Origin of the sequence: Klebsiella sp. X1-16S-Nf21 (assembly GCF_002837615.1) — a bacterium.
Classification (GTDB): domain Bacteria; phylum Pseudomonadota; class Gammaproteobacteria; order Enterobacterales; family Enterobacteriaceae; genus Klebsiella; species Klebsiella variicola.
Window position 1 is genome coordinate 1 of record NZ_PJDK01000059.1, and the last position, 21,677, is coordinate 21,677.

The following is a 21,677-nucleotide window of genomic DNA, read 5'->3' on the forward strand; positions in this document are numbered from 1 at the left end:
GTCATCATGCTGGTGATGCTGCTGCTCACCCAAAGCCGTGGGCCGATCATCGCCCTGGTGCTGGCGGTCGGCTGCACGTTGCACCTGCACGTCTTCACCCGCCGCAATCTGCTGATCGCCGCGGCGCTGGCTGTGCTGGTAGCGCTGCTTTTGGTCATGACGCCGGTGGGCGACATGCTGCTCGCCCGTTTCGAGGAGCTTGGCACCCAAAGCGGGCTGCGCCTGAGCATCTGGCACCATACGCTGTCGGAGATGGCCAGCCAGCCGTGGCTGGGGCGCGGTTTCAGCTATGAACTGGATTTCATCAACTACAGCGGCGAGCACATCACCACCACCCACAGCGTGTATATGGGCGCCCTGCTGAAAGGCGGCATCCTGGGGTTACTGCTGCTGCTGGCGGTCATTGTCTGCGGGCTATGGCAGGCGTGGCGCAAGCGCCGCACCGACAGCCGCTACAGTCTGGCGATCCTGTTTTACGCGCTGGTGTTTATGGCCTCGCAGGGGATGTTTATCATCAGCAACCCCCGGGAAACCTGGGTGCTGTTCTGGCTGCCGCTGGGCATCGCGCTCAGCAAAGGGCTGGCGGAAAAACGCTAACAAAAAGGGCCGTCAGCGGCCCTTTTTTATATTCACTTTTAAATCAACTGCGGGCGGCGACCAGCCGGTCGGCCTGCTCTTTAATCACGGGCCACACCGACTCAATCGCCACATCGGCGACATTCGCTTCTTCACAGACGATCTGTTTCGCCTTGTCATAGCCCGGCGCCCAGATGTGATAGCCGGGCAGCCCGGTATCCTTGAGTTTGCGCTTGTTATAGACCGCCACCATCGGTTTATCGAAGGCCCGGGCGATATGCACGATCGAGGTGTCTGGCGTAATGACTAAATCACAGCTGCGGATCACTTCGACGGCGGAGTTGATGGTGCTGTCGGCGATATACAGCGCCATATCCAGCCCCAGCTGGCGGATTTTCTCACTACGCCCCACCATCACGATACAGACCCGGTAAGGTAGGGCGCGTAACCGCTCGACCAGGGTCGCCACCTGGTGACGACAGAAGTCTTTATCCTCAGACGCGGTAAAAGGGTTAATGGCGATACGCAGTTCGACCTCTCCGGCCTGGGAAAGCAAGCGAGCCACTTTCTCCCGCTCATGGCGGCAGCCGGGGAGATGATAGTGATACGGGTGGTCGTCAACGATGCCAAACAGTTTCACCACCTGTTTATAGCGCTGGGAAATATGGCTGTTGCTGTCAAAAAAAGCGATCGAATGATCGTAAAGTTTATATTGATCTTTATTAAAACCAATCACGCTGGCCGCCCGTAAATCGGCGAGTAATTTAAAGCGTTCATAGCTGGTGACGTCATCAAAATCGATAACTGCATCAAAACCTACCGCCCGCAACGTATTTAAGGACATGCGCGGCCGATATAAATATACTTGCTGAATGAATTCTGAGCCTGCTAATATTTCGCAGCATATTGGTCCGGTTAACACCGAAACCTGATATCCCCGTTCGGCCAGTATTCTGGCGCAGCCGGTCGTGACCACCATATCCCCGACTTTATCGTCCAGGCGCAATAGCAGTACGCGGCGGACAGCCGCTGGGTCGAAGGCTTTACGCGCCGGCTTATTTCTGTATCGATAGTTAATTAAATTAAATTTAATGCCGCGGAAAAAAGCATTCTTTTTCCGCGTTAATTGTTTAAGGATACGCATACGGTACCTTGAGCTGTGTTAGCGCTGTGTGATTTTCCGCTGGTAATATTCTGCCAACGTCATGCCCTTCACCTGCGGCGCCAGCCAGCTAAAAAAGGCTTCAAGGTCAGCGTATAAACGCTCAATATCCCGTTCATTCTGGAACGTGGGGCTGCCGCCGGGCATATACTCTGAAGAGTGGAGCATATATTCCACGTAGTCATTGCCCTGCGTCAACGTTTGTTCGACGACTTTTTTCATCGTCTCCACGTTGCCGCCCATCGGACGCAGCCAGTGTACGGAGGGGGAACGCACTTTACCCCGCAGGCGATCGTAGCCCTGCTTCACGCTGTTCATCCACGCTGAGTGCTTGTACTGAATGCTCATCGGCACTTCCAGCAGCGGAGAGTGGCCTTCGCGGCTGATATCATTTTCATCGAGAAAATAGGCATGCTGCGGGAAGCGGCGATAATCGGTCCCGCCATCGCCCTGCGGCGCTCCCTTGGCGGTCTTCCAGTTCACCCGCGGGGTCACCGAGCAATCCACCTGATAACCGTGCTCCACCAGCAGACGCGCATAGCGCTCGTCAAAGGCCCAGCGCCCGGCGCGATGGCTGACCATTTTGGTCTGGAAAGTATCCTCCAGCAGATGCGTCATATAGTCGACCTTCTCACGCATCATGGCATCGCTGTATTCAATGAGATAAGGCTTATGCCGCCAGTCATCGGCGGTCAGCGGCTCGGTCGGCGGGCTGTTCCACGCATGCAGATGCATGCCGACTTCCGCGGTGCCGCGGGCAATCACGTCTCTGGCGAATTCGATATAAAAGGGGTCGATGGCCATTTCATAGTTGGTCAAATAGACCGGTTTAAAGCCATACTTTTCGCAAAGCTGCTGAAAACGCGGGAGATAACGCGCATTCTCGGTGGTGATGCTGTCATGTTTTTGCCAGAGGTTATCGCCCTCTGTATCAATCGTGATGAGAAATGCGGGATTGTGCACGAAAACGTCCTCAGGCCATACGTATCGGGTCATGGTAGAGCAATACAACGCTTCTCTCAATCTGTCTGATCCCCTAGAATCGGAACCCTTATCCTGGATGAAGAACAGAGTATGACGCCTGAAACCCTCTCCCGCGGCCCGTTGAACCCGGCGCGGATCCTGGTCATTAAGCTGCGCCATCATGGCGACATGCTGCTGATCACGCCGCTTATTCACGCGCTGAAACAGCAGTATCCCGCCGCCAGCGTGGATGTGCTGCTGTATGAAGAGACCCGGGATATGCTCGCCGCCAACCCCGATATCCATCATATTTATGGTCTCGATCGCCGCTGGAAAAAGCAGGGAAAAAGGCATCAGTTGAAGATGCAATGGCAGCTCATTCAGACGCTGCGTCAGCAGCGATACGATATGGTGCTTAACCTCGCTGACCAGTGGCCGAGCGCGATTATCAGCAAACTGACCGGCGCCGCGACGCGGATTGGTTTTGATTTTCCGAAGCGCCGCCACCCGGTCTGGCGCTATTGCCACACCGCGCTGGCCTCCACCCAACAGCACAACCAGCTGCATACGGTACAGCAGAATCTCTCTATTCTCGCTCCGCTCGGTCTCCCGTTGAACGACGCGCCGGCGCGGATGGGCTACAGCGAAGCAGACTGGGCCACCAGCCGCGCCCTGCTGTCGGAGGAGTTCCGGGAAAACTACATCGTCATCCAGCCAACGTCGCGCTGGTTCTTTAAATGCTGGCGCGAAGATCGTATGAGTGCGCTGATCAACGCGCTGTCCGCCGAGGGGTACGCGGTGGTGCTCACCTCCGGCCCCGACGATCGAGAGAAGAAGATGGTGGACACCATCATCGCCGGTTGCCCGCAGGCGCGTCTGCACTCTTTAGCCGGCCAGTTAACGCTGCGCCAGCTGGCGGCGGTGATCGATCACGCCCGCCTGTTTATCGGCGTCGACTCGGTGCCGATGCATATGGCTGCGGCGCTCGGCACTCCGCTGGTCGCCCTGTTCGGCCCCTCGAAGCTGACCTTCTGGCGTCCGTGGCAGGCGAAAGGCGAGGTGATCTGGGCCGGCGACTTCGGTCCGCTACCCGACCCGGATGACATCAACACCAACACCGAAGAACGTTATCTCGATTTAATTCCTACCGACGCCGTGATCGCAGCGGCGAAAAAGGTACTGGCATGAGTAAATTCAGGCTGGCTCTGGTGCGGCAGAAGTACCGCCCGGACGGCGGCGCAGAACGGTTTGTCTCCCGCGCGCTGGAAGCCCTCGACAGCAGTCATCTGCAGCTGAACGTCATCACCCGCGAATGGCAGGGGCCGGTGAAACCGGACTGGCAGATCCATATCTGTAACCCACGTAAATGGGGGCGCATCAGCCGCGAGCGCGGCTTTGCCAACGCCGCGCGCGCGCTCTGGCAGCGTGAGTCTTTTGACCTGGTGCAGAGCCATGAACGTATTCCCGGCTGCGATCTCTACCGCGCTGGCGATGGCGTTCATCGCCGCTGGCTGCAGCAGCGCTCGCGCATTTTACCGGCCTGGAAAAGCCGCCTGCTGTTCGCCGACCGTTATCATCGCTACGTCATGCAGGCGGAGCGCGAGATGTATGAAGGCTCACACCTGCGCGGGGTGATCTGCAACGCCGAGATGATCAAGCGCGAAATTATCGAAGACTTTGGCCTGCCGGCGGAGAAGATCCACGTTATTTATAACGCCATTGATAACCAGCGTTTTCTACCGCCGGGCGAAGACACCTTTGCCGCCTTACGCGCCAAATGGCAGCTACCGCTGCAGGCAACCTGCCTGATTTACGTCGGCTCCGGCTTTGAGCGCAAGGGACTGGCGGCGGCAATCCGCGCCATCGCCCCCACCGATCGCTATCTGCTGGTGGTTGGCAAAGATAAGGATCAGTCGCGCTATCAGGCGCTGGCGAAGAGTCTCGGCTGCGAAGCGCGGGTGCGCTTCTTCGGCATGCAGTCGGAGACGCTGCCCTTCTATCAGATGGCCGATGGTCTGCTGCTGCCCACCCTCTACGATCCGTTCCCCAACGTCATTCTCGAAGCGATGGCCTGCGGTCTGCCGGTGATCACCACCACCGGCTGCGGCGGGGCGGAGTTTATCGTCGACGGCCACAACGGTTACGTCTGCGACGCCCTGGATATCCCGGCGCTGCAGCAGGCGGTGATGGCCCTGCCTGCCCGCGCGCTGGGCTCCGCGCAAGGTGGTCGCGCCCGCGAGCGCATCATGGCCTGCACCAGCGAGCGACTCTCAACCCAGCTGCTTTCTCTTTATCAGGATCTGGTGAAATAACGATGCGCATCTTATTTGTGATTGACGGTTTACCCGGCGGCGGCGCGGAAAAAGTGGTCCTGACCCTGGCAGCACAGTTCCTGCGCGACGGCGATCGGGTGTCGCTCATTTCGCTGCGCGATGTCTGCGAGTATCCGTTGCCCGAGGGTCTCGACTATCAGGTGGTGGCCGATCGCTGCCGTAAACCGTGGCGCAAGCTGACCGAGCTGTCCCGCCGCGCCCGCCAGCTGGACGCCGCGGTCATCCGGGCCGAACAGCAGGGGCAATTTGACCTCGTGCTTTCCAACCTGCACAAAACCGACCGCATCGTCGCCCGCAGCCGGGCGCTGCGCGAGCGTAACGTCTGGTTCTGCCTGCACGGCGTATTCTCTGCCTCCTATCTCGGGCACCGCACCGGCTTTGACCGCTGGATGAAGCAGCAGAAAATTAAGCGAATTTACCAGGGTCGCAACGTGGTGGCGGTTTCCGACGCCGTGGGACGCGATCTGGTGGAAGCCTTCGCCCTGCGTCCGGCACAGCTGAAAACTATCTACAACCCCTTCGATATCGCCACTCTGCGCGCCGAGGCGGAAGCCGACAGTGAGCGACCGGCCGGTGACTATCTGATTCACGTCGGCCGCTTCCATCCGGGCAAACGCCACGACCGCCTGCTCGAAGCCTATGCGCAAAGCGGCATTGACGCGCCGCTGGTGCTGTTAGGCCAGGGAAAACCGGAGCAAGAGCAGCGCCTGCGCCAGCTGGCCAAAACGCTGCAGGTTGACGATCGGGTGTGGTTCAAGGGTTTTCAGAAAAACCCCTTACCGTGGATCAAAGGCGCACGGATGCTGGTTTTAAGCTCCGATAGCGAAGGATTCGGCAATGTGGTGGTGGAAGCGCTGCTGTTGCATACGCCGGTTGCCAGCACCCGCTGCCCCGGCGGCGTCACCGAGATCCTCACCGGCGAACTTGCCCGCGGTCTGGCGGATCTGACCAGTCCGGCGCTGGCTCAGACGATGCAAAGCATTTACCATAACCCGCCGACTATCGACGACGCCGCGCTGGAAAAATTCAGCGTCGTGTCCATTTGTCAGCAGTACCGTCAGCTGCAGCGCACCTGACGCCGTTAGTTAACCAGGATCGAAGATTTATGAGTCAAACGCCTTTATTGAGCATCGTGGCTGCCGTCTACAACGGTGAGAAATTTCTTGCGCAGTTCTTTGAGTGCCTTGAACAGCAGCAGCTGGAAAGCTATGAACTGATCCTGGTGAACGATGGTTCGACAGACAACAGCCTGGCGGTGATCGCCGAATGGCGGGATCGGCTGCAGAACGTCCAGGTACTGGAGCAAGAAAACCAGGGCGTCTCGGTCGCGCGCAATACCGGCCTCGCCGCCGCCAGCGGCAAATATCTGGCGTTTCCGGATATCGACGACAAACTCTATCCGGGCATGTATCGCACGCTGCTGGAGATGGCCGAGAAAGAACATCTCGATATCGCGACCTGCAACGGCACCTACGTGTATGAAAAGCGCCGCGAGAGCCACCCGATCTTCCCGCTGGATCGCCTGCCCTCGACCGGCGTGCTGCCGGGTCATGTCTGGCTCAAGCAGGCCCTGGACTCGCGGAAGTTTCTACACGTCACCTGGCTCAACATCTATCGCCACGACTTTATCCGCCAGCACCACTTCCATTTCGAGCCCGGCCTGCGCCATCAGGATATCCCGTGGACGACAGAGGCGCTGCTGGCCGCGGAGCGCGTGCAGTACACCAGCCAGCAGTTCTATGATTACTACATCCACTCTGAGTCGGTGTCGCATAAGCCGGACAACGACGACACGCTGATGCGTTCGGCGCGCCACTATATGAAGATTCTGGAGATGCTGGAGGCGATCAACCAGCGCTACCCGGATAAAGTGCGCCATATCGCCGCCTGTCGCTGGCAGATCGCCAAAGAAGGCCTGGGGATCATCCACACCTTCGACAGCATGAAAGATGAGTCGAAAAAGCATGTTATTATTAAAGAATTCTTCGACCGCGGTATCTGGCGGTTAATCTGGAAAAACGCCTGTACTTTCCGTTTACGCTGGCGCCTGGGACGCCGTTATCTGCGTATTAAGCGTTATCGCCACGCGGTATAGACCAAAAACCCGCTGTTTCCGCCAAAGAGATAGCTTTACGCGGGCTAAATGCTTAGAATTTGCCCGCCAAAACAGAGAACGGATAAATAGTTTGGAATTGCTTTATACCACCCTACTTTACCTTATTCAGCCGCTGGTGTGGCTGCGGCTGCTGCTGCGCAGTCGTAAGGCTCCTGCCTATCGTAAACGCTGGGCGGAACGCTATGGCTTCTGTCAGAACAAGGTAGAGCCGGATGGCATTCTGCTGCACTCCGTTTCCGTCGGAGAAACCCTGGCCGCCATTCCGCTGGTTCGCGCTCTGCGCCACCGCTACCCTTCGATGCCGATCACCGTCACCACCATGACGCCGACCGGCTCCGAGCGCGCCATGTCGGCGTTCGGCAAAGATGTCCATCACGTCTATCTGCCCTACGATCTGCCCGGCGCCATGAACCGCTTCCTGAATACCGTTCAGCCGAAGCTGGTTATCGTGATGGAAACCGAGCTATGGCCGAATATGGTGGCCGCGCTGCATAAGCGTAAGATCCCGCTGGTGATCGCCAACGCCCGCCTTTCTGAACGTTCCGCCAAAGGCTATGCCAAACTGGGCGGTTTTATGCGCCGCCTGTTAAGCCGTATTACGCTTATCGCCGCGCAGAATGAAGAGGATGGCAACCGCTTCCTTGCTCTCGGACTGAAGCGCAACCAGCTGGCGGTCACCGGAAGTCTGAAATTCGATATCTCCGTCACCCCGGAGCTGGCGGCCCGCGCGATTACGTTGCGCCGCCAATGGGCGCCACACCGCAAGGTCTGGATTGCCACCAGCACTCACGACGGCGAAGAACAAATCATCCTGCAGGCGCATAAAAAACTGCTGGAGACCTTCCCGAACCTGCTGCTGATCCTCGTTCCTCGGCATCCGGAGCGCTTCCCCGACGCGCGTGAGATGGTGCAAAAGGCCGGAATGAGCTTTACTCTGCGCAGCACCGGCGAGATCCCCTCCTCCAGTACCCAGGTGGTGATTGGCGATACCATGGGTGAACTGATGCTGCTCTACGGCATTGCCGACCTCGCCTTCGTTGGCGGCAGCCTGGTGGAGCGCGGCGGCCATAACCCGCTCGAGCCGGCGGCGCATGCCATTCCGGTGCTGATGGGGCCGCATACCTTCAACTTCAAAGATATCTGCGCCAAGCTGCAGCAGGATGATGGCCTGATCACGGTCACCGACGCCGACTCGCTGGTCAGGGAAGTGTCCACGCTCCTGACCGATGAAGACTACCGCCTGTGGTATGGCCGTCACGCGGTGGAAGTGCTGCACCAGAACCAGGGCGCGCTGTCGCGTCTGCTCAAGTTACTGCAACCTTACATGCCGCAACGGAGTCATTAATGTCGAACCGGCTTTCCGTGGTGATGATCGCCAAAGATGCAGCGGACCTGCTGCCGGATTGTCTGGACTCCGTTAGCTGGGCAGATGAAATCATCGTCCTCGACTCTGGCAGTACCGACAACACCGTCGAGCTGGCCCGCCGCCTCGGCGCCCAGGTCTATACCCATACCGACTGGCGAGGCTATGGTATTCAGCGCCAGCGCGCGCAGGACTATGCCACCGGCGACTGGGTGTTGATGATCGATACCGATGAGCGCGTCACGCCAGAACTCAGGCAGGCTATTCTTAAGGTGCTGGCAGCGCCGCAGCGCGGCGCTATCTACAGCATCGCTCGTCGCAACTACTTTCTCGGACGCTTTATGCGCCACAGCGGTTGGTATCCCGATCGCGTGCTGCGCCTGTACGAACGCGCCCGTTACCGCTATAACGATAATCTGGTCCATGAATCGCTGGATAGCCTGGGCGCAGAGGTCATTCCGCTAACCGGCGATCTCCTGCATCTGACCTGCCGCGACTTCGCTGGCTTCCAGCAAAAACAGCTGGCGTATGCTGCCGCGTGGGCGCTTGAGCGCCACCGCAAGGGCAAGAAGACCTCGATGGCGGGCATTTTCAGCCATACCCTGGGCGCGTTCCTGAAAACGCTGCTGCTGCGCGGTGGGGTGCTGGACGGTAAGCAGGGCTGGTTACTGGCGATGGTCAACGCGCAGTATACGTTTACGAAATATACCGAGCTGTGGGCGCTGAGCCACGGCTACTCGGAGAAAGGGTAATCATGAGCACAAAAGCGATCTATCCGGGTACCTTTGATCCCATCACCAACGGTCATATCGACATTGTCACCCGCGCGGCGAGCATGTTCGATAAAGTGGTGCTGGCTATCGCCGCGAGCCCGAGCAAAAAGCCGATGTTTACCCTCGACGAGCGTATCGCGCTGGCCACTCAGGCAACAGCGCATCTGGTTAACGTGGAGGTTATCGGCTTTAGCGACCTGATGGCCAGTTTCGCCCGCGCGCAGCAGGCCAATATTTTAATTCGCGGCCTGCGGGCGGTGGCGGATTTCGAGTATGAGATGCAGCTGGCCCACATGAACCGCCACCTGATGCCAACGCTGGAAAGCGTGTTCCTGATGCCGTGCAAAGAGTGGTCGTTTATCTCTTCCTCACTGGTGAAGGAAGTGGCACGTCACCAGGGCGACGTTTCTCATTTCCTGCCAGCTAACGTCCACCAGGCGCTGTTGAATAAGCTGAAGTAACGCATCAGCTGGGGCATGAGCCACGCAGGCTGGCGCTGCACTGCGCCGCCCATCCACACCGGCTCTGTCCCGGTCTTTGTGCCAGGTGGCGCTACGCTGACCTGGCCTACAAACCTTCCTGTTCCTGAGAACTACTTCTGGCACTGACGGCAATAAAAGGTCGCCCGCTGGGCATGTTTGGTCCCGACAACCGGCGTGCCGCAGAGCCGGCACGGTTCGCCCTTGCGGCCATAGACCTGCAGCTCCTGGGCAAAATAGCCCGGCTTGCCATCGCTTTGCAGGAAATCCTTCAGCGTGGTGCCGCCCTGCTCTATCGAACGCAGCAGGACCAGCTTAATCACTTTCACCAGCTGCTCACACTCTTCCCGCGACAGTGAAGAAGCCAACCTGTCGGGATGGATCCCGGCCGAGAACAGCGACTCGCTGGCGTAGATATTGCCGACCCCTACCACCAGCTTGTTATCCATCAGCCAGGGTTTGATCGCAGTTTTTTTCTTCGCGCATTTCTGCTGAAGATAGTCGGCGTTAAATTCATCGCTGAGCGGCTCCGGGCCAAGGTGGGCCAGTACCGGATGGTCTTCCAGCGTTTTGGTCCACAGCCAGGCGCCAAAGCGGCGCGGATCGGTATAGCGCAGCACCTTGCCATTACTCATGACCAGGTCAACGTGATCGTGTTTTTCGGCCGGTAGCTCTTCGCTCAGGATACGCAGGCTTCCCGACATCCCGAGATGAACGATGATCCAGCCGTCCGGCAGTTCCAGAAGCAGGTATTTGGCACGACGCCGCACGCTGAGTACCGGAACGTCGCTCAGGCGATAAATCTCTTCGGAAACCGGCCAGCGCAGCCGTCCATTGCGCACAATGGCGTGCAGAATAGTTGCGCCAACCAGGTGCGGCTCGATGCCGCGGCGGCTGGTTTCAACCTCTGGTAATTCAGGCATGATTTTCCTCCATTTACCCGACGTATTGTGCTTCACGGACAGGTGACTGAAAAGGGAGTATGTGAAAGCAATATGGGGGAGTTTTAAAAACAAAAAACCCCGCCGAAGCGGGGTTTTTATACAAGGAGGCTAAAATTATTTGATTTTAGCTTCTTTGTAGATAACGTGCTGACGTACAACCGGATCGTACTTTTTCAGTTCCATTTTTTCCGGTTTGGTACGCTTGTTCTTCGTGGTGGTGTAGAAGTGACCAGTACCAGCGGAAGAAACCAGCTTGATTTTCTCACGAATACCTTTAGCCATGATTTATTTCCTCTAAGTACTTAGTACTTTTCGCCACGGGCACGCAGTTCAGACAGAACTGTATCGATGCCTTTCTTATCGATTACACGCATACCTTTAGCAGATACGCGCAGGGTGACAAAACGCTTCTCGCTCTCAACCCAGAAACGGTGAGAGTGCAGGTTCGGCAGGAAACGGCGTTTAGTCGCGTTCAGTGCGTGGGAACGGTTGTTACCGGTCACCGGACGCTTGCCAGTAACTTGGCAGACTCGGGACATGTCTATTCTCCAAAAATCAAATTAGCTCGAGCTTCGTATGGGGTATTGGCGCCTCGTCAGGCTTTACAGCCTGGTCATCGCAGTTCAATGTGAACTCTCGACTGCCAGGCCCAAATGCCAAACCCGAGATTCTCAAAGGTGGCGTAGTATACGCTGACTCGGCGATGTGCTCAAGTCCCGAACAGACAAAGATCCCGAAGGATCGCCAGTTCGGGGCTAAATCCAGCCACGCTCGGCAAAAGATACATACGCACCGCGGCCGATAACCAGATGGTCAAGCACGCGTATCTCCATGAATCGACAACATTTTACCACCCTTTCGGTAATCAGCCTGTCTGCCTGGCTCGGCTCCGGACTACCGGAGGGATGATTATGCGCAAGGATCACGGCGGCAGCGTTCACTTTGATGGCTTCGCGTACAATTTCTCGCGGATGCACCTCAACGTGGCTAAGAGTACCAGAAAAAAGGCGACTATGTTTCAACACCCGGTTCTGATTATCTAAAAAGATCACCATAAAGATCTCGCGCTCTTCTTCCGTAAGCTGGCTTTGTAAAAATTCCCGCGTCGTCGAGGGACTGACCAGCGCAGCCTCCTCGACCAGCTGTGAGCTAAAATAGCGTCGCGCCAGCTCGGCAATACCCTTCAGTTGCGCATATTTCGCCAGCCCCAGTCCATCCACGGCAATCAGCTGCGCTTTATCCGCGGAAAGCAGAGCGTAGAGCGAGCCAAAACGCTGCAGTAACGCCTGCGCATAGCCGAGCACATCCTGACGACGCGTGCCGACGCGCAGAAACAGCGCCAGCAGCTCAACATCCGTTAGCGCTTCGATGCCGTATTGCAGCATCTTCTCTCGTGGCATCAGATTTTCCGTTTCGTCCATGCGCCCTCCTGGGTGAATTTGCCTATCCTGGCACAGCCTGACGGCGCTGCCGACCCACTGCTTTTCACCCTGCGTAGCCGCTCGCAAAGTGAATGCCCACCAGAGGCACGACGACGACAGGATTGTGATAAGATGCGCGGATTCTGGTCTACGGCAACAGGAAGACATCATGATGACTCTGGCGGGTAAAAAAATCGTCCTGGGCGTCAGCGGCGGTATCGCGGCGTATAAAACCCCGGAACTGGTGCGCCGACTGCGCGAACGCGGCGCGGAGGTGCGTGTCGCGATGACGGAGGCGGCAAAAGCGTTCATCACCCCACTCAGCCTGCAGGCGGTATCCGGCTATCCGGTTTCCGACAGCCTGCTCGATCCGGCGGCGGAAGCGGCCATGGGCCATATTGAGCTTGGGAAATGGGCCGACCTGGTGATCCTCGCCCCGGCAACCGCTGATTTAATCGCCCGCGTGGCGGCCGGCATGGCCAACGACCTGGTGTCGACGATCTGTCTTGCCACCCCTTCCCCGGTTGCCGTGGTGCCCGCCATGAACCAGCAGATGTATCGCGCGCAGGCCACCCAGCAGAATCTGCAGACGCTGGCTTCCCGCGGCCTGCTGCTGTGGGGACCGGACAGCGGCAGCCAGGCCTGCGGCGACGTCGGCCCGGGGAGAATGCTCGATCCGTTAACCATCGTGGAGATGGCCGCGCAGCATTTCGCCTCCCCTGTCAAAGATTTGCAACATCTCAACCTCATGATTACCGCGGGCCCGACCCGTGAGCCGTTGGATCCGGTGCGTTACATCAGCAACCACAGCTCAGGCAAAATGGGCTTCGCGATTGCCGCCGCCGCCGCGCAGCGGGGCGCGAACGTGACCCTGGTCAGCGGCCCGGTATCACTACCGACACCGCCGTTTGTGCAGCGCATTGATGTCACTACCGCACTGGAAATGGAAGCCGCCGTCCAGGCCGGCGCTCAGCAGCAGCATATTTTTATTGGCTGCGCCGCAGTGGCGGATTACCGCGCCGCCGTCATCGCCGAAGATAAAATTAAAAAACAAGGTGATGAATTAACAATAAAAATGATTAAAAACCCGGATATCGTGGCCGGGGTTGCGGCGCTAAAAGCCCATCGCCCTTACGTCGTTGGGTTTGCCGCCGAAACGAATAATGTGGAAGAATATGCGCGGCAAAAACGTGCCCGCAAAAACCTCGACCTGATTTGCGCTAACGATGTTTCTCAGCCTGATCAGGGCTTTAATAGCGATAACAACGCATTACACCTTTTCTGGCAGGATGGGGAAAAGCGCTTACCACTTGAGCGCAAGGAACTCCTGGGCCAATTATTACTCGACGAGATCGTGACCCGTTATGATGAAAAAAATCGACGTTAAGATTCTGGACCCGCGTGTCGGCCAGCAATTTCCGCTGCCGACCTATGCCACCTCCGGCTCCGCCGGACTTGACCTGCGAGCCTGTCTCGACGACGCCGTAGAGCTGGCGCCGGGTGCAACCACGCTATTGCCGACGGGCCTTGCGATTCATATCGCCGATCCCTCTCTGGCGGCGGTAATTCTGCCACGCTCCGGCCTGGGCCATAAGCATGGCGTAGTACTGGGCAATCTGGTGGGCCTCATCGACTCCGATTACCAGGGGCAACTGATGGTGTCCGTCTGGAACCGCGGTCAGCAGAGCTTTATTATCGAGCCGGGCGAACGTATCGCGCAGATGGTCTTTGTGCCAGTCGTGCAGGCGGAATTTAACCTGGTGGAAGAGTTTGACGCCACCGACCGCGGCGAAGGCGGCTTCGGTCACTCAGGGCGTAAATAAGCCCAGCAACACGGAACCTGCATCCCAACGCGCATAACGCAATAACATCACCGCAAACTCCGGTTTGCGGTCGCGTTGTGGATGTCTGCCTGACAAGTGCTTATTTTCAGGGGTATTTTAAAACATGGCAGAAAAGCAAACTGCGAAACGGAATCGTCGCGAAGAAATACTTCAATCTCTGGCGCTCATGCTGGAATCCAGCGATGGTAGTCAACGTATTACCACCGCGAAACTGGCGGCTTCCGTCGGCGTCTCCGAAGCCGCGCTGTATCGCCATTTTCCCAGCAAAACCCGCATGTTTGACAGCCTGATCGAGTTCATTGAAGACAGTCTGATTACGCGCATCAATTTGATTTTGAAAGATGAAAAGGACACGACCGCGCGCCTGCGCCTGATCGTTCTGTTGATTCTTGGGTTTGGCGAGCGTAATCCTGGGCTGACGCGTATCCTCACCGGGCACGCGCTGATGTTCGAACAGGACCGGCTACAGGGCCGCATCAACCAGCTTTTTGAACGCATCGAAGTACAGCTGCGTCAGGTGATGCGCGAGAAAAAAATGCGTGAAGGCGAAGGCTACACCCTCGACGAAACCCTGCTGGCCAGCCAGCTGCTGGCCTTCTGCGAGGGCATGCTGTCGCGCTTTGTGCGCAGCGAGTTCAAATATCGTCCGACGGATGATTTCGAGGCCCGCTGGCCGCTGGTCGCCGCGCAGCTTCAGTAATCTTCTTCTGAGATGCCCGGTAGCCTGACGCTTACCGGGCGTATGTCTTAGATGCCGTAGGCTTCACGATAGGCGCGAACTGACGCCAGATATTCCGCCATCTCGGGTTTCTCTTCCAGATAAGCAATCAGCTCTTTCAGAGTGATGATTGAGATAACCTGGCAGCCGTAATCCCGCTCCACTTCCTGAATAGCGGAGATCTCGCCGCGGCCGCGCTCCTGACGATCCAGGGAGATCAGTACGCCCGCCAGCTGGGCGCCCTGGGCCTGGATAATCTCCATGGATTCGCGGATCGCCGTACCGGCGGTGATCACGTCATCCACCAGCATCACACGCCCCTGCAGCGGGCTACCGACCAGGTTGCCGCCTTCGCCGTGGGTTTTTGCCTCTTTGCGGTTAAAGCAGTAAGGCAGATCGCGGTCATGATGCTCGGCTAACGCCACCGCGGTGGTGGTGGCGATCGGAATACCTTTATAGGCCGGGCCAAACAGCAGGTCGAACTCAATCCCGGAATCCACCAGCGCCTCGGCATAAAAACGGCCCAGCAGTGCCAGATCGCGCCCGGTGTTAAACAGGCCGGCGTTGAAGAAATAGGGGCTCTTGCGCCCGGATTTCAGCGTGAACTCGCCAAACTTAAGAACCTGCTTGCTAAGCGCAAACTCAATAAACTGGCGCTGATACGGCTTCATGGATTCGCTCCTTTTGGTACTTTCATCATTGTCAGACTACGCGCTCATCCTTCGCAGGTGTAATGAAGGATGAAGCGCAAAAAAAAGGCGACTTCTCAGTCGCCTTAATCATTAATTTTCTAACGCCGCCTTCTGCGTCGTGATAATGGATTCGATCCCCCCTCGGGCTAACGCCAGGAGAGTGAGGAGCTCTTCATGGGTGAACGGCTCGCCTTCTGCCGTCCCCTGCACCTCAATAATGCGGCCATCTTCGGTCATCACCACGTTCATGTCGGTTTCCGCTGCGGAATCTTCGATGTACTCCAGATCGCAAATGGCTTCGCCGTTAACGATACCAACGGACACCGCGGCAACCATCCCCTTCATTGGGTTGGTTTTCAGCTTGCCGGCTGCCACCAGTTTGTTTAGCGCATCGGCCAGCGCCACGCAGGCTCCGGTAATCGACGCCGTACGGGTGCCGCCATCGGCCTGCAGCACATCGCAGTCGAGGGTGATGGTGAATTCACCCAGCGCTTTCAGGTCAACCGCCGCGCGCAGCGCGCGAGCGATCAGACGCTGAATTTCCATCGTCCGGCCGCCCTGCTTGCCTTTTGCTGCTTCACGCGCGTTACGCGTGTGCGTTGAGCGCGGCAGCATGCCATATTCAGCGGTGATCCAGCCCTGCCCCTGTCCTTTCAGGAAACGCGGAACGCCTTCGTCAATGGAAGCGGTGCACAACACTTTGGTATCACCGAATTCGACCAGCACGGAGCCTTCAGCGTGTTTTGTGTAATTACGGGTCAGGGTGACGGGACGCACCTGATTAGCGCTACGGCCTGCTGGACGCATGATAGAAATCTCCGGCTTGAAACGAATGTGGGGCGCATTATACGAATTTCATGGCGAAAAGCCTATGCCAACACGTGCCGGGCACGCACATAATGTCAGTCCAGTGTTTTACGATAAGATTTCAACCCCACGCCAATCACTATCACCGCCAGGCCGATCAGTGGCAAAAGGTCGGGTAATAATGCCATCGCAGAATAGCCTTTCAGCATGATGCCCTTAACCAGTCGGATGAAATAGGTCAGCGGTAAACAGGAGCCAATGGCTTTCGCCCAGTCAGGCATACTAATAAAGGGGCTGATAAAGCCGGAAAGCATAATGGAAGGAATAAAGTAAAATGACGACATTTGCAGCGCCTGCAGTTGGTTTTGTGCCAGGCCAGAAATACCAATGCCAATTGACAGGCAGAGGAAAACATATATTAACAGCACAAAAAAAAGCAGAAAAACGCTACCATGAAGGGGAATATTGAACAATAGCACAGCGGCAATCAGAATTAACGTCGCCTGGAACAAACCGATGACAACAAAAGGCGTTATCTTCCCGACAATGACCTCAAACCCGGTCAAAGGAGAGACCAGTAAATTTTCTAACGCCCCGTTTTCTCGCTCACGGGTAATAGACAGGGCGGTCATCAGGATCAAGGTGGTACTGAGTATCGATCCCATAATACCTGGAATAGTATTAAACTGGGTAATCCCCTCAGGGTTAAACATCCGATGGATAATAAGCTCGAAATCATCCTCTTTTTGCGAGATACGCATGTCGCCCGGCAAATCGTGTTGAAACATCGATTTCGCCACCTGTACAAGGGCACTTAGCGCATTCCCCGTGGTTATCGGATCGATGGCATCCCCCTGAATTAACAGCTGAGGCTTTTCTCCACGCAGCATCTTGCGCGTAAACCCCTCAGGAATTGTCACGATAAAAGTGACATCTCCCCGAACGAAAGCTTTCTGCGCCGCCTCTTCTGAATCGACAGGAATCATTGAAAAATACCCTGTATTTTGCGCTTCCGTCACAAAAATATGACTCATGCGTTCGGTATCGTAATTTAATAACGCGGTAGGAAGATTATGGGGATCCATATTGATCGCATAGCCAAGAATGATCAGCTGAAAAATAGGTGTCAGGAGCACCATACTAATGCTGACTTTATCACGACGTAATTCGTGGATTTCCTTAATAACCACGCCGATCCAACGGGTAAAGGAGAAGCTTAAATTAATTTTTTTCACAATCGTTTTTCATCAAGTAGGTAAATGCATCTTCCAGATTGGTAGCCACCTGACAGAACTCATAGCCCTGTTGTGTAAATGCAAAAAGCGTGGACTTTAATTTGGCTTCATCTCTGGAAGTAATATAAAGCTGATTGCCAAAAATGACCGTTTGCTCAATATCCGGCAAGCGTTGTAGCTGGTTTTCAAGCAGCGTCAGACCGGTGCCACTGGTTCGCATGGTGATCAGATTCTGGGACGCGATAATCGACGAAATAGTGCCATTCGCCAACAGACGGCCATAAGACAGATAGGCAACCTTATGGCAGCGCTCGGCCTCATCCATATAATGCGTGCTCACCAGGATTGAGATCCCTCTGTCCGATAACTGATGCAGCATTTGCCAGAACTCTCGCCGCGCTTTCGGATCCACGCCGGCGGTTGGTTCATCGAGAAACAACAAAACGGGTTCATGCAACATGCAAGCGGCGAGGGCCATTCTTTGCTTCCAGCCGCCAGAAAGCTCCCTGGCCTGCTGATGCTGTCGGGTAGTGAGGCCTAACTCTGAAAGCGCGCGTTCAACCCGGGCTTTACGTTGGTCGAGGCTATACAACCGCGCGATAAAAAGTAAGTTTTCCCGGATGGTTAAATTTCCCCACATTGAGAAATACTGGGTCATATAACCTATCTTTTTTTTTTATTTTTTCCCGCTGCGTAAAGATGTCCATGCCCAGACAAGAGCCTTCACCTGAATCCGGGGTAATCAAACCACACATCATCCGAATCGATGTTGTTTTCCCGCTACCGTTCGGCCCAAGAAAACCATAAATTTCGCCTTTGGCCACCTGCAAAGAGAAATCCTTTACGACGTGATGCTCACCAAAATACTTATTGAGATTTTTTACATCAATACAAAGATTATTCATTACCAATAACCTCCACATCAAACGGCTGGCCGATTTTCATCCGCTCAGCCTGCTTCCGGGCAGGAACAGCCTCAGCCATAAAAATGAGTTTCTCCCGGCGTTTCGTACTATAAATAACCGGAGGCGTAAATTCCGCTTCAGGACTGATGTAGTTAATCACGCCAGCAATGGGCTCAGCGCAACCATCGCATATCAGTTTTACCTTAGTTCCGATTTTAAATTTACCAAGCATCGCCTCGGGTATAAAAAAGCGTACTTTTATATTCTCAGGAGGTAACAGACTAATTATTGGTCTGCCGGCAGTGGGCCGTTCCCCGGCACGATAAATAATATCGAAGACTTTAGCATTGACCGGAGAAACAATCGTCGTTTGCTGGACATCCCAAAGCGCCTTATCACGTTCGAGTTTTGCCGCGGCCACCATCGAGAGCTGTTTGCTAATCTCATCCTGACGGGCAGGCAGTTGCCGCGCTTTGAGTTGATTAATTAACTCTTCAACCTGCGCGCCTTTTTGCGTTAACTCATCCCGGATATCCTCCCATTCTGCGAGCGAGATGGCGCGACTGGCGTAAAGATTACGATACCGCTCAAGCTGACGCTTTACCTGGGATTCCGCCGATCGTGCTTTTTTAATCTGGGCACGAATAATATCCAGCTCTTCAGGCCGTTCTCCCGACTCCAGATTTCGCAATAATGCGCTCTCTGCAGAAAGTTTTTCCTCAGCTCGCAGGAAAATATTTTGCGCATCAAAGGACTCAATTTTCACTAACTCTTGTCCAGGCGTGACATTATCTCCTTTCTTAATGAATAGCTGTTCAATTTTTGCAGTGGAAGAATAAGAAAGATAGACAAATTCGCCATGTGAATAACCAGATAACCTGTTCTCCGGTTTGTTATCACACCCCGTAATCATCAGCATCGCTATCACAACAATAAATATAGTTACTGGCTTTTGCATTAAAACGCATCCGTACGCATAGAGTTTTTCATTACTGATGTCTGGATTGAATTATTCTCATTCCAAACCCTAACGTTATCGTCAGTTTAATCCTTTAAATAATGCTTAAAGTATATTTCATTCAATTTATCGAGAGCACTCAGGTTTAAACCAGCGATCGAGTGAAAAGCATCATCTTTTGTGAATGCAAGAATCGACGATCCTCCTGGAGAAAACCATTTAGCGCTCTGTTTAAAAGGCCATGGTAGTTCATAACCTTTTTCTCTCAGTAAATCGTTAAGCACACGCCAGTCGTCTCTAAAATCATTTCCGGAAAATGGGCTATCACTTTGTGCACCTTCTGCAGTGAATAATTGAATTGGCGTACAAAAGTTAACCGAACTGGGAAAGTACATATTATAAAAGCTTACAATGAGTTTCTGTACCTCTTCAGGAAAAGAGCCGGGGATCGTCAACACACCTAACAAATATTTATAGTCTGGATATCTTTTTATAAAATCAAATATCCCGCGCCATAAATAATCAAGAACATTACTTTTTTGATAAGGCTTCTGGATAAATCCACGGCCGATTTCCACACACTGGCTTAAACAGGAATAGGCATTATTATGGTACTTGAACAGGCTGTTGCTATAGAGGCCTGTTATTCCATGTTGCGCTAACTGCTCACCAACGGGTATTAGACGATAGGCACCCAGTATTTCTTCATCAGAAGGATCCCATAAAATGACATGGTAATAGGTTTCATCAAAAACATCATTATCTCTGTCTTTACCGGATCCGGCGCCAATATCGCGATAACAGCGCTCGCGTAAGCGCCCTAGCTCATCAATAATGGGTGAGTCTCCGAGGGTATTGCAGCGAAATATCAATAATTTTCTCTCATCATCAAATTGTCTTAATACTTCGCACTCTTCTATTGCGTTTATTAAACTCTCTCGACTACCTGTTAATTGTTGCGGAGAAACCGTATCTACCAGCGCCGGGCCATTCTCTCCGATGCTCTGGAGATGCATCAAGCATACACTTGACGCGGCAGACAGATCTTTATTAAATCGATTAAACGAAGATAAGGCTATTTGCTGCCCTACTTTGATTTTCATGGTCTTACCACGATGGCGTAGCGCTTCACGAATAATCATTATATTTGACAGTTGCCGCCAGACCGTCGCAGTTAAATAATAAGTTTTGCTGTTTGATCCCGTAATATGGACAGGTACCAGCGCCGCGTTGTTTCTCATCGCCAGTTGTAAAAAACCGGGATTCCATTGATGTTCCTGTAAACCTGAAAGAGACCAGCTAGCCAACTTACCTGCAGGACAAATAATCAACACACCACCGTTCTTCAGGTGATCGTTCATTTCCCTGAATTTCTTATGGCTCATCTTACCAGCCATATTCTCAATACCAATGGTAAGTTCTGCCACCTGTGGGAATATCATTGGCAAAATATGGTTAGCCACTATTTTTATATCTTTCCTGACCTGAGCGATAGTATGTATTAAAGCAATACCATCCATTACCGTCGGATGATTTGAAATAACAACTGTAGCACCCTGTCGGGGTATATTATTAAAGTCAGAGTATTCCGTTTCACATTGGACGTTAAAAAAATCAATGACCGAACTAACCCAATGCACACCATTTTTATCAATTAACCGTTCGTCGTTTATTAACCGAGAGAATATCCTATTGCCAAATGCGGCTCTGAAAACCCATTTTTTCCAGTGTGGAATATGGGTATCCGGGAAAAACTCTCTAATGACTCTGTCAAAGATAGCGTTCATATTAAAATCCTTTTTATAGAACTAATCTAAAACGACTATACTCGTGATCCTTCTGTCGGACAATACCGCCCAAAATGAAAACCCACTAATACAAAATTAATGAATATAGTTGAAGTGATAATATTCATGAAGACAATATAAACAATAGCAGGTTTAATATATTCGCCGCAATAAATTCAAAAAAAGCATACATAATACTTAAAGATAATACACCGTAGTATTTCCAGTGGTTATATTTGGCACGAAAGCATCACTCTGATCAGATTTTCCGACAAGAAACTAGCTCGTATAGCATCATCTGTATTTGATGTTCACGCCAAATAACATAAAACCATTAACTACAGTAAAAAGTAATATCTCCCCGCGGTCAACAAAGCGCAGAAAAACCATTTCTTCAGTAAGCCCAAATAATTAACCACATATAACTTAACAGCGTCATTGACGTAAAATTGCCAATACAAAACGTCTTATTTTTACCCACAACAGAAGCATACCGCTCGCTTAACTTAGTAATTGCATGAAATAGATTGTGGCTATGCCCCTCAAAACAATCGCCATCCAGGTATTTCATCACTATTCCTGTTAAGTCACCGCCCGCATA

At 54.0% G+C, this 21,677-nt stretch carries 22 protein-coding genes and 1 pseudogene; 11 read left to right on the forward strand and 12 right to left on the reverse strand.

The genetic code is table 11. From position 1 onward, the window contains the following. Positions 1-597, forward strand: a 597-nt coding sequence (locus CW267_RS22125) for an O-antigen ligase family protein (protein ID WP_133124751.1), incomplete at its 5' end; no start/stop codon positions are given. 43 nt (positions 598-640) lie between these two features. Here the strand turns inward: CW267_RS22125 and CW267_RS22130 are convergent. Both CW267_RS22130 and CW267_RS22135 read right to left on the reverse strand, forming a co-directional pair. Further along, positions 641-1,720: a glycosyltransferase family 9 protein gene (locus CW267_RS22130; RefSeq protein WP_008806844.1), complete on the reverse strand. Its 1,080-nt coding sequence runs from the start codon at positions 1,718-1,720 to the stop codon at positions 641-643. 18 nt (positions 1,721-1,738) lie between these two features. Beyond that, a complete protein-coding gene (locus CW267_RS22135; protein WP_012540311.1) occupies positions 1,739-2,701 on the reverse strand; it encodes a polysaccharide deacetylase family protein in 963 nt (320 codons plus the stop codon). Positions 2,702-2,812: 111 nt separating this feature from the next. On the opposite strand from CW267_RS22135, the gene rfaQ reads away from it, so the two are divergent. The 7 genes from rfaQ to coaD all read left to right on the forward strand — a co-directional run bounded on the left by rfaQ (position 2,813) and on the right by coaD (position 9,747). Further along, the gene (gene rfaQ / locus CW267_RS22140) at positions 2,813-3,889 is read left to right on the forward strand and encodes a putative lipopolysaccharide heptosyltransferase III (RefSeq protein ID WP_100781155.1); all 1,077 of its coding nucleotides are present in this window, start codon (positions 2,813-2,815) and stop codon (positions 3,887-3,889) included. Next, positions 3,886-5,013, forward strand: coding sequence for a glycosyltransferase family 4 protein (locus CW267_RS22145; protein ID WP_064166287.1), 1,128 nt, complete (start codon positions 3,886-3,888; stop codon positions 5,011-5,013). The genes rfaQ and CW267_RS22145 overlap by 4 nt, the downstream gene beginning before the upstream one ends. 2 nt (positions 5,014-5,015) lie before the next feature. Beyond that, positions 5,016-6,110: a glycosyltransferase gene (locus tag CW267_RS22150; RefSeq protein ID WP_012967059.1), complete on the forward strand. Its 1,095-nt coding sequence runs from the start codon at positions 5,016-5,018 to the stop codon at positions 6,108-6,110. A gap of 29 nt (positions 6,111-6,139) precedes the next feature. After that, positions 6,140-7,129: a glycosyltransferase gene (locus tag CW267_RS22155; RefSeq protein ID WP_008806839.1), complete on the forward strand. Its 990-nt coding sequence runs from the start codon at positions 6,140-6,142 to the stop codon at positions 7,127-7,129. 91 nt (positions 7,130-7,220) lie between these two features. Continuing rightward, on the forward strand, positions 7,221-8,495 hold the full coding sequence (gene waaA, locus CW267_RS22160; RefSeq protein ID WP_008806838.1) for a lipid IV(A) 3-deoxy-D-manno-octulosonic acid transferase: 1,275 nt from the start codon (positions 7,221-7,223) through the stop codon (positions 8,493-8,495). Beyond that, positions 8,495-9,265 (forward strand): glycosyltransferase family 2 protein, encoded by a 771-nt coding sequence (locus tag CW267_RS22165; protein ID WP_008806837.1) that lies wholly within the window; start codon positions 8,495-8,497, stop codon positions 9,263-9,265. Before waaA ends, CW267_RS22165 begins: the two co-directional genes overlap by 1 nt. 2 nt (positions 9,266-9,267) lie before the next feature. After that, positions 9,268-9,747, forward strand: coding sequence for a pantetheine-phosphate adenylyltransferase (gene coaD / locus CW267_RS22170; RefSeq protein ID WP_008806836.1), 480 nt, complete (start codon positions 9,268-9,270; stop codon positions 9,745-9,747). Positions 9,748-9,878: 131 nt separating this feature from the next. Here the strand turns inward: coaD and mutM are convergent, their stop codons facing one another. From mutM to radC, 4 genes are all read right to left on the reverse strand, one after another. Beyond that, positions 9,879-10,688: a bifunctional DNA-formamidopyrimidine glycosylase/DNA-(apurinic or apyrimidinic site) lyase gene (gene mutM, locus CW267_RS22175; protein ID WP_016161958.1), complete on the reverse strand. Its 810-nt coding sequence runs from the start codon at positions 10,686-10,688 to the stop codon at positions 9,879-9,881. A gap of 135 nt (positions 10,689-10,823) precedes the next feature. Next, entirely contained in the window at positions 10,824-10,991 is a 168-nt protein-coding gene (gene rpmG, locus CW267_RS22180) for a 50S ribosomal protein L33 (RefSeq protein WP_002922510.1), read from the reverse strand. A 20-nt stretch (positions 10,992-11,011) separates the two neighbouring features. Continuing rightward, a complete protein-coding gene (rpmB, locus tag CW267_RS22185; protein WP_002436699.1) occupies positions 11,012-11,248 on the reverse strand; it encodes a 50S ribosomal protein L28 in 237 nt (78 codons plus the stop codon). A gap of 216 nt (positions 11,249-11,464) precedes the next feature. After that, the gene (gene radC, locus CW267_RS22190; protein WP_008806834.1) at positions 11,465-12,130 is read right to left on the reverse strand and encodes a RadC family protein; all 666 of its coding nucleotides are present in this window, start codon (positions 12,128-12,130) and stop codon (positions 11,465-11,467) included. A 172-nt stretch (positions 12,131-12,302) separates the two neighbouring features. Between radC and coaBC the strand changes: the two genes are divergently transcribed. The 3 genes from coaBC (at position 12,303) to slmA (ending at position 14,674) form a co-directional block, all read left to right on the forward strand. After that, positions 12,303-13,517, forward strand: coding sequence for a bifunctional phosphopantothenoylcysteine decarboxylase/phosphopantothenate--cysteine ligase CoaBC (gene coaBC, locus CW267_RS22195; protein ID WP_032691473.1), 1,215 nt, complete (start codon positions 12,303-12,305; stop codon positions 13,515-13,517). After that, complete coding sequence (dut, locus tag CW267_RS22200) at positions 13,495-13,953, forward strand: dUTP diphosphatase (protein ID WP_012540306.1); 459 nt, start codon at positions 13,495-13,497, stop codon at positions 13,951-13,953. Before coaBC ends, dut begins: the two co-directional genes overlap by 23 nt. Before the next feature lie 124 nt (positions 13,954-14,077). After that, positions 14,078-14,674, forward strand: a complete 597-nt coding sequence (slmA, locus tag CW267_RS22205; protein WP_008806831.1) for a nucleoid occlusion factor SlmA — start codon at positions 14,078-14,080, stop codon at positions 14,672-14,674. A gap of 47 nt (positions 14,675-14,721) precedes the next feature. On the opposite strand, the gene pyrE is transcribed toward slmA, so the two are convergent. The 6 genes and pseudogenes from pyrE to CW267_RS22235 all read right to left on the reverse strand — a co-directional run bounded on the left by pyrE (position 14,722) and on the right by CW267_RS22235 (position 21,076). After that, positions 14,722-15,363 (reverse strand): orotate phosphoribosyltransferase, encoded by a 642-nt coding sequence (gene pyrE / locus CW267_RS22210; RefSeq protein WP_008806829.1) that lies wholly within the window; start codon positions 15,361-15,363, stop codon positions 14,722-14,724. Positions 15,364-15,474: 111 nt separating this feature from the next. Then, positions 15,475-16,191 (reverse strand): ribonuclease PH, encoded by a 717-nt coding sequence (rph, locus tag CW267_RS22215; RefSeq protein ID WP_002922602.1) that lies wholly within the window; start codon positions 16,189-16,191, stop codon positions 15,475-15,477. Between the two features lie 95 nt (positions 16,192-16,286). After that, positions 16,287-17,426, reverse strand: a complete 1,140-nt coding sequence (locus CW267_RS22220) for an ABC transporter permease (RefSeq protein WP_008806828.1) — start codon at positions 17,424-17,426, stop codon at positions 16,287-16,289. Beyond that, a pseudogene (locus tag CW267_RS22225) lies at positions 17,413-18,331 on the reverse strand (ABC transporter ATP-binding protein). The gene CW267_RS22220 and the pseudogene CW267_RS22225 overlap by 14 nt, the downstream one beginning before the upstream one ends. Then, positions 18,324-19,289 (reverse strand): HlyD family secretion protein, encoded by a 966-nt coding sequence (locus tag CW267_RS22230; protein ID WP_008806826.1) that lies wholly within the window; start codon positions 19,287-19,289, stop codon positions 18,324-18,326. The pseudogene CW267_RS22225 and the gene CW267_RS22230 overlap by 8 nt, the downstream one beginning before the upstream one ends. An 86-nt stretch (positions 19,290-19,375) precedes the next feature. Further along, a complete protein-coding gene (locus tag CW267_RS22235) occupies positions 19,376-21,076 on the reverse strand; it encodes a lysophospholipid acyltransferase family protein (RefSeq protein ID WP_100781156.1) in 1,701 nt (566 codons plus the stop codon). Between the last annotated feature and the right edge of the window lie 601 nt (positions 21,077-21,677).

Coding starts and splice junctions, on each gene's coding strand:
- CW267_RS22130 (WP_008806844.1), bottom strand. CDS start 1,720: ATGCGTATCCTTAAACAATTAACGCGGAAAAAGAATGCTTTTTTCCGC.
- rfaQ (WP_100781155.1), top strand. CDS start 2,813: ATGACGCCTGAAACCCTCTCCCGCGGCCCGTTGAACCCGGCGCGGATC.
- CW267_RS22145 (WP_064166287.1), top strand. CDS start 3,886: ATGAGTAAATTCAGGCTGGCTCTGGTGCGGCAGAAGTACCGCCCGGAC.
- CW267_RS22150 (WP_012967059.1), top strand. CDS start 5,016: ATGCGCATCTTATTTGTGATTGACGGTTTACCCGGCGGCGGCGCGGAA.
- CW267_RS22155 (WP_008806839.1), top strand. CDS start 6,140: ATGAGTCAAACGCCTTTATTGAGCATCGTGGCTGCCGTCTACAACGGT.
- CW267_RS22165 (WP_008806837.1), top strand. CDS start 8,495: ATGTCGAACCGGCTTTCCGTGGTGATGATCGCCAAAGATGCAGCGGAC.
- coaD (WP_008806836.1), top strand. CDS start 9,268: ATGAGCACAAAAGCGATCTATCCGGGTACCTTTGATCCCATCACCAAC.
- mutM (WP_016161958.1), bottom strand. CDS start 10,688: ATGCCTGAATTACCAGAGGTTGAAACCAGCCGCCGCGGCATCGAGCCG.
- rpmG (WP_002922510.1), bottom strand. CDS start 10,991: ATGGCTAAAGGTATTCGTGAGAAAATCAAGCTGGTTTCTTCCGCTGGT.
- rpmB (WP_002436699.1), bottom strand. CDS start 11,248: ATGTCCCGAGTCTGCCAAGTTACTGGCAAGCGTCCGGTGACCGGTAAC.
- radC (WP_008806834.1), bottom strand. CDS start 12,130: ATGGACGAAACGGAAAATCTGATGCCACGAGAGAAGATGCTGCAATAC.
- coaBC (WP_032691473.1), top strand. CDS start 12,303: ATGACTCTGGCGGGTAAAAAAATCGTCCTGGGCGTCAGCGGCGGTATC.
- dut (WP_012540306.1), top strand. CDS start 13,495: ATGATGAAAAAAATCGACGTTAAGATTCTGGACCCGCGTGTCGGCCAG.
- slmA (WP_008806831.1), top strand. CDS start 14,078: ATGGCAGAAAAGCAAACTGCGAAACGGAATCGTCGCGAAGAAATACTT.
- pyrE (WP_008806829.1), bottom strand. CDS start 15,363: ATGAAGCCGTATCAGCGCCAGTTTATTGAGTTTGCGCTTAGCAAGCAG.
- rph (WP_002922602.1), bottom strand. CDS start 16,191: ATGCGTCCAGCAGGCCGTAGCGCTAATCAGGTGCGTCCCGTCACCCTG.
- CW267_RS22230 (WP_008806826.1), bottom strand. CDS start 19,289: ATGCAAAAGCCAGTAACTATATTTATTGTTGTGATAGCGATGCTGATG.
- CW267_RS22235 (WP_100781156.1), bottom strand. CDS start 21,076: ATGAACGCTATCTTTGACAGAGTCATTAGAGAGTTTTTCCCGGATACC.